We start from the raw sequence: 12,182 nt of genomic DNA on the forward strand, positions 1-12,182 counted from the left end.
ATCCCCCCCCCCCCCCCCCCCCCCCCCCCCCCCCTGCCCCCCCCCCCCCCCCCCCCCCCCCCCCCCCCCCCCCCCCCCCCCCCCCCCCCCCCCCCCCCCCTGGGCCCGCCTTCCTCACCGCTCCCTCGCGGGAGTCACGGCTTCGGGGTGCTCCTCGCCGCCGTCAGGGCGCACATCGCCCCCAGGATCAGGGCCAGCGCGCCGATGATGATGTTGTTGACGACGACACCGGCGTCCGGGCTGTCGCCGACCACCCAAGGCGCGATGATCATCCAGACGCCCAGGGCGCACATGGCCCAGCTCAGGCCGTACATGCGGGCGGGAGCCGCGGTGAATCCGAGGGCCAGCAGGCCGATCGCGATCCCGACGACCAGGTTGTGGGTCATGAGGTCGGGCTGGCTGGTGGTGTAGTGGAGGATCCACGGGGATACGGCGCAGTACAGACCGAGCAGGAACACCGGTCCGTCCACGAGCGCCACATCGCGACCACCGAGCATGCGGTCGTAGCGTGCCCGCATCTCGGAAACATCGGGGTGAGTCGACATGTCACCTCGGGTGGGCGAGACGTTGGCCATGACTCGTCTCCTTTGACTAGCAGGCCTGACCGCGTCTGGTGCGGTGTGCGGTAAGCGCCGCGCACTGACATTCTGCGCTTATTTGGCCTTTATGTGTAGAGGTGGGACAGCCTGTCCGGCACCCCTACGGGGGCGCTCCGGGCGCCTGATGTGCCACGGGTTCCAGACGGTCCCGCAGCCGCCGCATGCCGCGCCGGGCGTGGCTCTTCACCGTGCCGAGCGGCCAGCCGGTGCGCTCCGCGATCTGGGTCTGGGTCAGGTCCTCGTAGAAGGCCAGGCGCAGGACCCACTCCTGCGGCTCGGGGAGCCGGGCCAGTTCCCCGCGCACCAGCACCCGGTCGAGGGCGGCCTCCGGACGGCCCCGGTCGGGGTCGGTGAGCACGAGCGTGGCCCCGGCCGCCCGGACGAGGTCCCGGCGGCGGGCCCGGGCGGCGAGCGCGTCGGCTATCCGGCGCCGGGTGATGCCCACGATCCAGCCGCCGAGGCTGCCGCGTTCGGGCCGGTAGCCGGCGCGGCCGCGCCACACGCCGAGGAACACCTGCTGGGTGACGTCCTCGGCCTCCTTGACGTCCCCGAGGGAGCGCCGGGCCAGCGTGTGCACCAGCGCCGACCAGCGGTGGTACGCGGCCGCCAGACAATCCTCGTCGCCCGCCAGCAGCCCCCGGGCGAGTTCCTCGTCGGCGATCGGCACCTCGGCGGGGGGCGCCTCGGCGGCTGTGGCAGCGATCGGCTGGGGGCGCACGACGGTGCTCATGGCGGGGCTCATGACGACGGCTCCTCACGTCGGGCGGTCTGTCCTCGGGCCGATGCGGCCATCCTGCGAGCCACGCGGCCACCGCCTCAACATGCGTCGTTTCTGCGTCGTATCGCCGATATCGTCACGTCATGAGCGAGTGCCCGAGCCCCGACCGGACCGGCGAGACCGACGAGACCGGCGGCAGCGGGGACACCCGCGACACCGGGCTGACCACCGGGGCCCTGGCCCGCCGGCTCGGCGTGGCGCCGACCACCCTGCGGTCCTGGGACCGGCGCTACGGCCTCGGACCCGCCGTCCGCGCGGACGGCCGGCACCGGCGCTGGCGGCCGTCCGACGTGGCCGTCCTGGAGGCGATGTGCCGCCTGACGTCGTCCGGGGTGCCGCCCGCCGAAGCGGCCCGCGCCGCGCGGGAGGGCGCCGGCCTGCCTGCCGGGGAGGCCGGGGGCGGGGTGCGCGAACGGTCGCGCGCCGCCGGTGCGCTGCCGCTGGGCGGTGATGTCCGCCAGGAGTGCCGCGGTCTGGCCCGGGCCGCCGTACGGCTGGACGCGCCGGCCGTCGCGGAGCAGCTGGACGCGGCCGTCGGACGGCACGGACTGACCGTCGCCTGGCAGGAGGTCATGGTGCCGACGCTGCACGCCGTGGGGCGCAAGTGGGCCTCGTCCGGCGATCGTTACGTCGAGGTGGAGCACCTGCTGTCCTGGCATGTCTCCACCACCCTGCGCCGCGCCACCCGTCCGGCCGTGTCCGGGGGCGTGGCCGGCGCGCACGGGCAGGGGCAGGAGGGGAGTCGGCGCCCGAGCCGGAGTCCGAGTCCGGGGCCCGTGGTGCTGGCCTGTGTGCCGGGCGAACAGCACACCCTGCCGCTGGAGGCGCTCAACGCGGGGCTCAGCCGGCTGGACGTCCCCACGCGCATGTTCGGCGCGGCCGTGCCCGCCGAGGCGCTGACCGCGGCCGTCCAGCGGCTGGGCCCGGTCGCCGTGGTCCTGTGGGCCCAGGCCCGCTCCACCGCGAGCCCGGCCCTCGCCCAGCACCTGGCGGGCACCCGATGGGGCGTCAGCGGCGCCCGCCGCGCACCGGCCGTGGTGCTCGGCGGGCCGGGCTGGGCGGGCCGTTCGGCGGCGGGCCTGGCGCGGCCCACCGGGCTGCACGACGCGCTGGACACGCTGGCGGGGGTGTACGCAACGGCGTGAGGCGCGCCGCGCGCCCCCGCCGCGGATGTCAGCCCAGCTTCTTCAGCAGCTCCGCCGCCAGCGGAACCGAGGACGCCGGGTTCTGGCCGGTGACCAGGTTGCGGTCGACCACCACGTGCGGGGCCCACGGCTCGCCCACCTGTACGTCGACGCCCGCCTCGGTCAGCCGGTCCTGCAGGAGCCATTTGGCCTTCTCGCCGAGACCGGCCGCGAGTTCCTCGGCGTTGGTGAAGGCGGCCACCCGGTAGCCGGCGAAGGCGTTGGCGCCGTCCTCCGTCACCGCGGCCAGCAGCGCGGCCGGACCGTGGCAGACGACGGCGAGCGGCTTGCCCGAGGCCAGGGTCTCGGTCAGGAGCCGGCCGGAGGTCGCGTCGACGGCCAGGTCCTCCATCGGACCGTGCCCGCCGGGGTAGAACACGGCCGCGTAGTCGCCGAGGTCCACGTCCTCCAGCCGGACGGGCCGCTCCAGCTCCGCCATCGCGGCGAGCCCGGCGGCGATCCGGTCGGCGCCCTCCTGGCCGCCGTTGACCTCGGCCGACAGGCTGCCCTTGTCCACCGTCGGGACGACACCGCCGGGGGTGGCCACGACGATCTCGTGGCCGGCCGCCCGGAACGCCTCGTGGGGAGCGACGGCCTCCTCCGCCCAGAAGCCGGTGGGGTGCAGGGTGCCGTCGGCGAGCGTCCAGTGGTCGACGCCGGTCATCACGAAGAGAATCTTGGCCATGGGGGGTGCCTCCGTAGGAGTCGTGGCCGAGGCTCCGGTGCGGAACGTCGGCGTGTGGACACCATCGAGCGTAGGCCGTCGAGACATAGGGTTCCAATGCGGATTCTCATCTCGGACATAGGGTTTTCTATGGCTGGTGCCGGAATACTGGGGACCGTGGAACACACCGACCACCTGGACCTGAACCTCCTGCGCACCTTCCTGGCCGTCTATCGCTCGGGCTCGTTCACCGGCGCCGCGCAGTTGCTCGGCCTGTCGCAGCCGACGGTGACGACACAGATGCGCACGCTGGAGCGGCAGGCCGGCCGGGAGCTGTTCGAGCGACGCCCGCGCGGCGTCGCCCCGACTCCCGTCGCCGACGAACTGGCCGCCCGGATCGCCGCGCCCCTCGACGAACTCGCCTCCGTCGCCGGCCCGCACTCCGCGACGGCCGGCCGGGCCGACCCCGTGCACCTGGCCGGGCCGGCCGAACTGCTGTGCACCCGCGTGCTGCCCGCCCTGGCACCGCTGGTGGCCGAGGGCGTCCGGCTCCGCGTCGCGACCGGCCTCACCGACCCCCTGCTGGAGGAACTGCGGGCGGGCCGGCACGACCTGGTCGTCGCCACCTCCCGCCCGCGCGGCCGCGCCCTGACCGCGGTGCCGCTGATGGACGAGGAGTTCGTGCTGGTCGCCGCCCCGGAGTGGGCCGGGCGGCTGCGCGAGCGGCTGGCCGTCGAGGGACCCTCGGCGCTCCACTCCGTGCCGCTGGTGACGTACGCCGAGGACCTGCCGATCGCCCGCCGGTACTGGCGGCACGTGTTCGGCCGCCGCCTCTCCGGTCCGGCCGCGGTGACCGTGCCCGACCTGCGGGGCGTGCTCGCGGCGGTCGTCGCGGGCGCCGGCCTGACCGTGCTGCCCCGCTATCTCTGCCTCGACGAACTGGCCTCCGGCGCCCTCCTCCCGCTCCACGAACCGGACGACCCGCCGATCAACACCGGCTACCTCGTCGAGCGCCCCGGCGCCAAGGAGAACCCCGATGTGCGCCGGGTCCGCGAGCGTCTGCTGAGCGTCGCGCCCACGTGGTGAGCCCCCGAGGGCACCCACTCGACGACACCTCACCTATCTGACTAGTCAAAAAAGTGAGTAGGGTGGGGGAGTGAGCAACCACAACCACTCGGCGAACGGGGGCACGCCCATGTCCGTCACCCGGAGCGCGGCCCCGCCCTACGCGCGCTACGTCGCCCTCGGCGACAGCCAGACCGAGGGGCTCGGCGACGGCGACGACACCACCGGCCTGCGCGGCTGGGCCGACCGCCTCGCCGAGCGGCTCGCCCGGCACCACCCCGGCCTGCGGTACGCCAATCTGGCCGTACGGGGACGGACCGCGGCCGAGATCCACGCCCAGCAACTCGCCCCGGCCCTCGCCCTGCGCCCCGACCTCGTCACCGTGGTCGCCGGGATGAACGACCTGCTGCGCCCCCGCTTCGACGCCGACGAGGTCGCCGGCCACCTCGGGGCGGTGTTCGCCGCGCTCACCGGGCAAGGCGCCCGGGTCGCCACGCTCACCTTTCCCGACGTCGCCCGCATCACCCCGCTGGCCCGCCCGCTCACCCCACGGGTCGCCGCCCTCAACACCCGTATCCGGCGGGCGGCCGACGAGTATGGCGTCGTCGTCGCCGAGACCGCCCACCACGACGTGGTCACCGATCCCCGGCTGTGGAGCCCGGACCGGCTGCACGCCTCCCCGCTCGGCCACGAACGGATCGCCGCCGCCGTGGCACACGCCCTCCGGCTGCCCGGCAGCGACGACACCTGGGCCCGCCCGCTCCCGACCGCGCACCCGTCGCCGACCGGCTGGCGGGCCGCCCGCACGGAACTGCGCTGGGCCGGCACCTTCCTGGGCCCCTGGCTCGTCCGCCGCCTGCGCGGCCGCTCCACCGGCGACGACCGCACGGCCAAACGCCCGGAACTCCTGCCCTGGTCCGGCTAGTTCCGCCAGTTCCGCCAGGTCCGTCAGTTCTGCCAGTTCTGGCAGTTCCGTTGGTTCCGTTGTTTCCGTCAGTCCCGCTCGCGTGCCCGCCGGAAGCGGGCGACGCCCTCGGAGAGTTCGACGAGGGGATCCGGATAGTCGAGTGCCGGCCGGTCCGGGCCCCGCAGCTTCCACGGCTCGTGCAGGGCCGGCCCCGCCACCTCCTCCAGCTCCGGCACCCAGCGCCGTACGTACGCCCCGTCCGGGTCGTACCGCTTCGCCTGGGTGACCGGGTTGAGGACCCGGTTGGGGCGGGAGTCGGTGCCCGTGCCGGCCATCCACTGCCAGTTGAGCTGGTTGTTGGCCACGTCTCCGTCGACCAGCAGGTCCAGGAAGTGCCGGGCGCCGACGCGCCAGTCGACGTACAGCGTCTTGGTGAGGAAGCTCGCGGTCAGCAGCCGGCCTCGGTTGTGCATCCAGCCCTCGTGGCGCAGCTGCCGCATCGCCGCGTCCACGACCGGGTAGCCGGTACGGCCCTCCCGCCACGCCTCGATGTCCTCGCCCGCCGTCCGCTCCGTACGCCAGCGGTCGCGTTTGGTGCGGTAGTCGGCCGCCGCCGCGTCCGGCCGGGCCGCCAGCACCTGGCGGTGGAAGTCGCGCCAGGCGACCTGCCGGACGAACGCCTCGGCGCCCGGACCGCCCGCCGCGCGTGCCCGGTGCACCAGTTCGACGGGGGACAGGGCGCCGAAGTGCAGATGCGGCGAGAGCCGGGAGGTGGCGTCGCCGGCCAGGTCGTCGTGCCGGTCCTCGTACGCGGCGATGCCCGAGCGCAGCCAGGCGGTGAGCCGTCTGCGGCCCTCCGTCTCGCCCCCGGTGGCGAGCCCCGGCGACAGACCGGACAGGCCCCGGCGCGAGGGCGGCTCCTGCGAGCCGATGCCGTCCGGCACCCGCACCGTCCGGGGCGCGCCCAGCGTGTCGCGCAGCCGCCACCGCGACCAGTGCCCGAAGTACGGCGTGAAGACCGCGAAGTGGTCCGAGGAGGCCGGGGTCACCGCGCCGGGATCCACGGCGGACGTCACGGTGTCGTGGACGTGCAGCCGTACGCCCTCGGCCTCCAACGCCCGCCGCAGCCGTGCCTCGCGGCGCTGGGCGTACGCGCTGACGTCGGCCGCCAGATGGACCTCGTCGGCGTCCGCCTCGGCGGCCACCCGGCACACCTCCGCCACCGGGTCCCCGGAGCGCACGACGAGCCGGCCGCCCCGCTCGCGCAGCCCCGCGTCGAGGTCGCGCAGGCAGTCGGCGAGGAACGCCAGCCGGTTGGGGGCGGCGAACCCGGGCCCAGTCACCGCCCGGTCGCGCACGAACAACGGGACCACCTGGCGCGAACCCTCCAGGGCCGCACGCAGCGGCGGATGGTCGTGCAGCCGCAGGTCGGAGGTGAACAGGACGACCGAGACGTTCATGAACGGGCTCCGGGGAGGAGAAGACGGGCTCCGGGGGAGGAGACGGGCTCCGGGGAGGGGAACGGACCATGCGGTTTCTTCCGGGGACGGGACCACGCGGTTCTTCCGGGGAACGACACCCGGCGGATGCGCGGATGCGCGGATGCGCGGATGCGCGGACGTCGGGTCGGGCACCTGCGGACCGGCGGCAGGACGTCAGCCGCCGACCGGCGTGCCCTCCCGCTCCCGCGCCGCCGCGTCCGCCACCGCCGCCCGGGCGATGTTGCGGGCCATGCCGCCGAACACGACCGCGTGGAAGGGCGAGACGCTCCACCAGTACGCGTGCCCGAGCAGCCCGTGCGGATGGAACAGGGCGCGCTGCCGGAACCGGGTGCGCCCGGCGTCGTCGGTCTCCGCGTACATCTCCAGCCACGCCAGACCCGGCAGCCGCATCTCCGCCCGCAGCCGCAGCAGCCGCCCCGGCTCGATCTCCTCGACCCGCCAGAAGTCCAGCGAGTCGCCCACCCGCAGCCGGGCGGCGTCCCGGCGCCCCCGGCGCAGGCCCACCCCGCCCGCCAGCCGGTCCAGCCACCCTCGTACCGCCCAGGCGAGCGGGAAGGAGTACCAGCCGTTGTCCCCGCCGATGCCCTCGATGACCCGCCACAGCGAGGCGCGCGGGGCGTCGACGCAGAGCGCGCGGCGGTCGGTGTAGAGGCTGCCGCCCGCCCAGTCGGGGTCGGTGGGCAGCGGGTCGCTGGGGACGCCGGGCAGGGACGCGGACGACCAACGGGTGGCGACCTTCGCCTCGCGCACCCGGCGCAGCGCGAGCCGCACCGCCTCGTCGAAACCGACCGGATGGCCGGGCGGATCCGGCACGTACCGGGCGATGTCGTGCTCCTGGCAGACCACCTCGTGCCGCAGCGACTCGGTGAGCGGCCGGGCGATCGACGCGGGCACCGGCGTGACCAGGCCGACCCAGTGGCTGGAGAGCCCCGGCGAGAGAATCGGTACGGGCAGGATGAGCCGCCGCGGCAGGCCCGCGACGGCGGCGTAACGGACCATCATCTCGCGGTACGTCAGGACGTCCGGGCCGCCGATGTCGAAGGCCCTGTTGACGTCCTCGGGCAGCCGGGCGCCGCCGACGAGGGCACGCAGCACGTCCCGGACCGCGACGGGCTGGATCCGGGTGCGCACCCAGCTCGGGGTGACCATCACCGGCAGCCGCTCGGTGAGGTAGCGCAGCATCTCGAAGGAGGCCGAACCCGAGCCGATCACCACCGCCGCCCGCAGCACGGCCGTGGGCACACCGGACGCCAGCAGGATGCGGCCGACCTCGGCGCGCGACCGCAGATGCGGCGACAGCTCCCGCTCCGGCACGCCCCGTGGGGTGAGGCCGCCCAGGTAGACCAGGCGGCGCAGGCCGGCCTCCCGGGCCCGCTCCCCGAAGATCCGCGCGGCCCGCCGGTCGGTCTCCTCGAAGTCCCCGCCCGTGCCCAGCGCGTGGACCAGGTAGTACGCGACGTCGGCACCCCGCATCGCCCGCGCGACGGACCCGGCGTCCGTCACGTCCCCGCGGACCACCGCGACCTCACCGGCCCACGGGTGGTCCCGCAGCCGCTCCGGGGAACGGGCCAGACAGCGCACCCGCAGCCCCGCGGCCAGCAGCTCCGGGACGAGCCGGCCGCCGATGTACCCCGTGGCACCGGTCACCAGGCAGAGCGGCCCGCCGCCGCGGTCGTCGTCTTCCGTCATCGCTCCTCGACCCTTCACGTCGGTGTCCACCCCCCACCCATGGATCGCTTCCCCCACGGCCCCTGGATCGTTTCCCCACGGCCCCTGGATCGCTTCCCTACGGATCACTTCCCTTCCCAGGGTGGTCACGGATGCGCCGACCGGCCACTCATCGCGGAATCGGCCGTCCGCAGCGGCCCGCGATGGGCGTGGACATGCTCGCGTCGATCCGGGGCAGTCGCACCGTACGACGGTTGTCCGCCGCGAGGGTGGAGGTGCTGCGGCCATGGGTGCGAAGGTGTTGGAGCGGTTTCCTGCCGGGGCGCCGCGCGGTTCGTGGCCGGCGGAGGAGTACGCGGCCCGGCGCCGCGCCGAGGGGCTGCCCGCGACCGTGGTCATGGATCTGAGGTCGGACGCCTTCCTCGTCGTGGTCCCGACCACCGACGAGGACTGACCGCCCGGCGCCGGGCGCGTATTCCGGCCGTTCCGCCCGCACGCTCGGGAGAATGCGGGCATCAATCGGTGCTACCAATCGGGCCATCGATCGTCGGCCGTTCAAGAGCGTTCGAGGCGTTCCACGGCGGTCAAGGGCCGTCAAGAGTTTCCCTGTCACGCCTTTGTGAAATTCACGGTCCGCGATTCGAGACCGGTCGGGATCTCCTTGACGCCCGTGACCGGCGGCTGTCACGATCGACGGCATGAACATGCGACTGGACCTCACGCGGCGACGCCACGTCGACCTCGCACGCGTCTCCAGCGCCTCCTGTTGCGCCGCGGCCTGATCCCCTTCCGTAGATCCGCCGCGCTTTTCCCCGTTCCCCTTTTCTTTTTCCGCGCCTGAATTCACCGTGCCCGCGCACCCCGCCGCGCCCTTCGCGCCGCGTGAATTCGTCGTGCCCGAAAACATTCCGCACCGCACCAGGAGTTCCGTAGATCCGCCCGCCCGTCCGCACGGGCGCGGCCGACATGCGGGCGCTTTCGAAAGAGGACCCATGGCCACCGTCCTGTCCGTCTCCGGCAGCCCCTCCGCCTCCTCCCGCACCGGCCGGCTGCTGCGCCTCCTCGACCAGCGGCTGACCGCCCAGGGCCACCGGGTGATCCCGCTCGACGTCCGTACGATCCCGGCCGAGGCCCTGCTCGGCGCGGACTTCCGGCACCCGGCGATCGTCGAGGCCACCGAGCTGTTCGCGCGCGCCGACGGCGTCGTCGTGGGCACCCCCGTGTACAAGGCGTCCTACTCCGGAGTCCTCAAGGCACTCCTCGACCTGCTCCCGCAGTACGCGCTCACCGGCAAGACCGTGCTGCCCCTGGCCACCGGCGGCTCCACCGCCCACGTCCTGGCCATCGACTACGCCCTGCGGCCCGTCCTGAACTCCATGGGCGCCGCGCACATCGTGCAGGGCTGGTTCACCCTCGACAAGGACATCACCGCCCACGACGACGGCACGATCACCGTCGCCCCGGCCGCCACCGAGGCGCTCACCCACATCGTCGACCAGTTCTCGGCCGCCCTCGGGCGCACGCAGTACCTGGCGGCGGCGAGCTGAGCGCGGCGACCGCTCACCTCGGCGCCCGCACCCCTGATCGGAGACCCCCGTATGTCCCTCACCTTCCACTGGTTCCTGCCCACCAACGGCGACAGCCGCCATGTCGTCGGCGGCGGCCACGGCACACCGGCCACCGCCTCCGGACGGGACCGGCCGCCCACGGTCGCCTATCTGAGCCAGATCGCCCGCGCCGCGGAGGACCTCGGCTTCCTGGGCGCGCTCACCCCGACCGGGGCCTGGTGCGAGGACGCCTGGCTGACCACCGCCATGGTCAGCCGGCACACCGAGCGGCTGAAGTTCCTCGTCGCCTTCCGGCCCGGGTTCGTGTCGCCCACGCTCGCCGCGCAGATGGCGTCCACCTTCCAGCGGCAGACCGGCGGACGGCTGCTCCTCAACGTCGTCACCGGCGGCGAGAGCCACGAGCAACGGGCCTACGGCGACTTCCTCGACAAGGACGACCGGTACCGCCGTACCGGCGAATTCCTGGAGATCGTCCGGGAGTTGTGGGCGGGTGGGACCGTCGACCTGAAGGGTGAGCACCTCCGGGTCGAGGACGCGCGGCTGGCCCGGGTGCCCGACCCGGTGCCCGAGGTGTACTTCGGGGGGTCCTCGCCGATCGCCGGGGAGATCGCCGCACGGCACGCCGACGTCTATCTCACCTGGGGCGAACCGCCCGCCCAGGTCGCCGAGAAGATCGCCTGGATCAAGGGGCTCGCGGCCCGGCGGGGGCGCACACCGCGGTTCGGGATCCGGCTGCACGTGATCACCCGCGACACCTCCGAGGCGGCATGGGCGGAGGCCGGCCGGCTGCTCGACGGCTTCGACCCCGAGACCGTGCGGTCCGTCCAAGCCGGGCTGGCCCGCAGCGAGTCCGAGGGACAGCGGCGGATGCTCGCGCTGCACGGCGGCGGCCGGGACGGGCTGGAGATCCACCCCAACCTGTGGGCGGGGATCGGGCTGGTCCGAGGCGGCGCGGGGACCGCGCTGGTGGGCAGCCATGAGGAGGTCGCCGAACGGATCAAGGAGTATGCGGCGCTGGGGATTTCGGAGTTCGTGCTGTCCGGCTATCCGCACCTGGAGGAGGCGTACTGGTTCGGCGAGGGGGTGCTGCCGCGGCTGGCCGGGGAAGGGCTGTGGAGGCATCCCGCCGGGCAGGGGGACACACGCGTGCCCGTGCCCGTGCCGTTCGCCGGCTGAGGGCCCCTGGCCCGCTAGCCGGCCAAGGCGTTCAGATGGGAACGCCGTGACTCCCGCGTCTGCCCCTGGACCAGGAGGAACAGGGCCTCCCTCGCCAGTCGCTGGGCCCGGTGCGTCAGGAGCATCGTGCGGCCGCCGCCCGTCACCACCGCCGCCGTGGTCGCCGCCTGGAGGACCTCGTACGCCTGTGCCCTGAGGGCCAGACGCTCCTCGAGGTGCTCATGGGGAGCCGCCTCGTCGGCCAGGGCGTAGGCCTCCCGGCGGACCGTCGTCAGGCGGGCGCGCAGGGCGGTCGCCGTGTCCTCGTCCAGCAGGGTCAGGGCCGCCTTCGCGAGGCCGAAGACGGCCGGGTGGGCGTTCACCGTCTTCAGGCGGTCCGCCGCCGACCAGCGCTCGTGCGGCGTGCGCAGGGCCACCGCCTCCTCCGGGATCCGCAGGCCCTCCAGCTCCAGGGACACCGTGCGGGCCGCGGTGAGAGCCGCCAGCCGCATCGGGGCCGACGCCCGCAGGCCCGGCTGCTCCCGTGCCTCGGTGAAAGCGAACAGGGCCTCGCCGTCCTCCGTCACCCCGGCGAGCAGCAGCACGTCGTTCAGGCCCCACCCCGTGTACCAGGGCACCGTCCCGTCGAAGCGCCACCCGCCCCCGTCCCGGGTGACCCGGACGGGCGTGCGCGGATACGACCGCAGATGGGCGTAGGCCACCCCGGACAGCAGCTCGCCGCTCGCCAGCCGGCCGAGCAGCCGTTCGCGCACCGGGCCCTCGCTCTTCGCCAGGGTCAGGACCGGGGTGTGGTGCTGGGCCTGCACGAACCAGGTCGAGCAGCAGGCCCCCGCGAGGATCTCCGCCGTCTCCCGGAACACCGCGCCGGACGCCGCGGCCCCGCCGTACTCCCGCGGCGCGTTCAGCCCGAGCAGACCCGAGCGCCGGATCTCGCCCAGATGACTCACGGGCACCTCCGTCCGGTCGACGTCCTCGGCGTGCGGGGCGAGGAGGCCGTCCGCGAGGCGGCGGGCTCGGGTGACGAGGGGGTGCGGTGTGGTCATGAGCAAGATTCTTTCCCGTTTCGCGGCG

At 74.4% G+C, this 12,182-nt stretch carries 13 protein-coding genes; 7 read left to right on the forward strand and 6 right to left on the reverse strand.

Annotated features, from left to right (window positions below):
• Positions 1-134: 134 nt before the first annotated feature.
• Complete coding sequence (locus tag ACZ6D7_RS21660; protein WP_469492829.1) at positions 135-575, reverse strand: SPW repeat protein; 441 nt, start codon at positions 573-575, stop codon at positions 135-137.
• Between the two features lie 124 nt (positions 576-699).
• Entirely contained in the window at positions 700-1,341 is a 642-nt protein-coding gene (locus ACZ6D7_RS21665) for a sigma-70 family RNA polymerase sigma factor (protein ID WP_469492831.1), read from the reverse strand.
• A 119-nt stretch (positions 1,342-1,460) separates the two neighbouring features.
• On the opposite strand from ACZ6D7_RS21665, the gene ACZ6D7_RS21670 reads away from it, so the two are divergent.
• Complete coding sequence (locus ACZ6D7_RS21670) at positions 1,461-2,522, forward strand: MerR family transcriptional regulator (protein ID WP_469492833.1); 1,062 nt, start codon at positions 1,461-1,463, stop codon at positions 2,520-2,522.
• 28 nt (positions 2,523-2,550) lie between these two features.
• On the opposite strand, the gene ACZ6D7_RS21675 is transcribed toward ACZ6D7_RS21670, so the two are convergent.
• Complete coding sequence (locus ACZ6D7_RS21675) at positions 2,551-3,246, reverse strand: type 1 glutamine amidotransferase domain-containing protein (RefSeq protein ID WP_469492835.1); 696 nt, start codon at positions 3,244-3,246, stop codon at positions 2,551-2,553.
• 129 nt (positions 3,247-3,375) lie between these two features.
• Here ACZ6D7_RS21675 and ACZ6D7_RS21680 point away from each other — a divergent pair, with 129 nt between their 5' ends.
• Together ACZ6D7_RS21680 and ACZ6D7_RS21685 are read left to right on the forward strand one after the other, a co-directional pair.
• Positions 3,376-4,311, forward strand: coding sequence for a LysR family transcriptional regulator (locus tag ACZ6D7_RS21680; protein WP_469492837.1), 936 nt, complete (start codon positions 3,376-3,378; stop codon positions 4,309-4,311).
• A gap of 109 nt (positions 4,312-4,420) precedes the next feature.
• Positions 4,421-5,215, forward strand: a complete 795-nt coding sequence (locus ACZ6D7_RS21685; protein WP_469493061.1) for an SGNH/GDSL hydrolase family protein — start codon at positions 4,421-4,423, stop codon at positions 5,213-5,215.
• A gap of 68 nt (positions 5,216-5,283) precedes the next feature.
• Here the strand turns inward: ACZ6D7_RS21685 and ACZ6D7_RS21690 are convergent, their stop codons facing one another.
• Together ACZ6D7_RS21690 and ACZ6D7_RS21695 are read right to left on the reverse strand one after the other, a co-directional pair.
• On the reverse strand, positions 5,284-6,657 hold the full coding sequence (locus ACZ6D7_RS21690) for a cryptochrome/photolyase family protein (protein WP_469492839.1): 1,374 nt from the start codon (positions 6,655-6,657) through the stop codon (positions 5,284-5,286).
• A gap of 195 nt (positions 6,658-6,852) precedes the next feature.
• Complete coding sequence (locus ACZ6D7_RS21695) at positions 6,853-8,388, reverse strand: SDR family oxidoreductase (RefSeq protein WP_469492841.1); 1,536 nt, start codon at positions 8,386-8,388, stop codon at positions 6,853-6,855.
• A 265-nt stretch (positions 8,389-8,653) separates the two neighbouring features.
• On the opposite strand from ACZ6D7_RS21695, the gene ACZ6D7_RS21700 reads away from it, so the two are divergent.
• The 4 genes from ACZ6D7_RS21700 (at position 8,654) to ACZ6D7_RS21715 (ending at position 11,111) form a co-directional block, all read left to right on the forward strand.
• Positions 8,654-8,821 carry a hypothetical protein gene (locus ACZ6D7_RS21700; protein ID WP_469492844.1) on the forward strand — a complete coding sequence of 56 codons (168 nt, stop codon included), beginning with the start codon at positions 8,654-8,656 and terminating at the stop codon, positions 8,819-8,821.
• Positions 8,822-9,071: 250 nt separating this feature from the next.
• Entirely contained in the window at positions 9,072-9,149 is a 78-nt protein-coding gene (locus ACZ6D7_RS21705; protein ID WP_350786652.1) for a putative leader peptide, read from the forward strand.
• Between the two features lie 210 nt (positions 9,150-9,359).
• Complete coding sequence (gene ssuE / locus ACZ6D7_RS21710; RefSeq protein WP_469492847.1) at positions 9,360-9,914, forward strand: NADPH-dependent FMN reductase; 555 nt, start codon at positions 9,360-9,362, stop codon at positions 9,912-9,914.
• 51 nt (positions 9,915-9,965) lie between these two features.
• The gene (locus ACZ6D7_RS21715; RefSeq protein WP_469492849.1) at positions 9,966-11,111 is read left to right on the forward strand and encodes an LLM class flavin-dependent oxidoreductase; all 1,146 of its coding nucleotides are present in this window, start codon (positions 9,966-9,968) and stop codon (positions 11,109-11,111) included.
• Between the two features lie 14 nt (positions 11,112-11,125).
• On the opposite strand, the gene ACZ6D7_RS21720 is transcribed toward ACZ6D7_RS21715, so the two are convergent.
• Complete coding sequence (locus ACZ6D7_RS21720; protein ID WP_469492852.1) at positions 11,126-12,154, reverse strand: acyl-CoA dehydrogenase family protein; 1,029 nt, start codon at positions 12,152-12,154, stop codon at positions 11,126-11,128.
• Positions 12,155-12,182: the final 28 nt, after the last annotated feature.

Source organism: Streptomyces sp. NPDC041784 (genome assembly GCF_055591025.1).

Coding starts and splice junctions, on each gene's coding strand:
- ACZ6D7_RS21660 (WP_469492829.1), bottom strand. CDS start 575: ATGGCCAACGTCTCGCCCACCCGAGGTGACATGTCGACTCACCCCGAT.
- ACZ6D7_RS21665 (WP_469492831.1), bottom strand. CDS start 1,341: ATGAGCCCCGCCATGAGCACCGTCGTGCGCCCCCAGCCGATCGCTGCC.
- ACZ6D7_RS21670 (WP_469492833.1), top strand. CDS start 1,461: ATGAGCGAGTGCCCGAGCCCCGACCGGACCGGCGAGACCGACGAGACC.
- ACZ6D7_RS21675 (WP_469492835.1), bottom strand. CDS start 3,246: ATGGCCAAGATTCTCTTCGTGATGACCGGCGTCGACCACTGGACGCTC.
- ACZ6D7_RS21680 (WP_469492837.1), top strand. CDS start 3,376: ATGGCTGGTGCCGGAATACTGGGGACCGTGGAACACACCGACCACCTG.
- ACZ6D7_RS21685 (WP_469493061.1), top strand. CDS start 4,421: ATGTCCGTCACCCGGAGCGCGGCCCCGCCCTACGCGCGCTACGTCGCC.
- ACZ6D7_RS21690 (WP_469492839.1), bottom strand. CDS start 6,657: ATGAACGTCTCGGTCGTCCTGTTCACCTCCGACCTGCGGCTGCACGAC.
- ACZ6D7_RS21695 (WP_469492841.1), bottom strand. CDS start 8,388: ATGACGGAAGACGACGACCGCGGCGGCGGGCCGCTCTGCCTGGTGACC.
- ACZ6D7_RS21700 (WP_469492844.1), top strand. CDS start 8,654: ATGGGTGCGAAGGTGTTGGAGCGGTTTCCTGCCGGGGCGCCGCGCGGT.
- ACZ6D7_RS21705 (WP_350786652.1), top strand. CDS start 9,072: ATGCGACTGGACCTCACGCGGCGACGCCACGTCGACCTCGCACGCGTC.
- ssuE (WP_469492847.1), top strand. CDS start 9,360: ATGGCCACCGTCCTGTCCGTCTCCGGCAGCCCCTCCGCCTCCTCCCGC.
- ACZ6D7_RS21715 (WP_469492849.1), top strand. CDS start 9,966: ATGTCCCTCACCTTCCACTGGTTCCTGCCCACCAACGGCGACAGCCGC.
- ACZ6D7_RS21720 (WP_469492852.1), bottom strand. CDS start 12,154: ATGACCACACCGCACCCCCTCGTCACCCGAGCCCGCCGCCTCGCGGAC.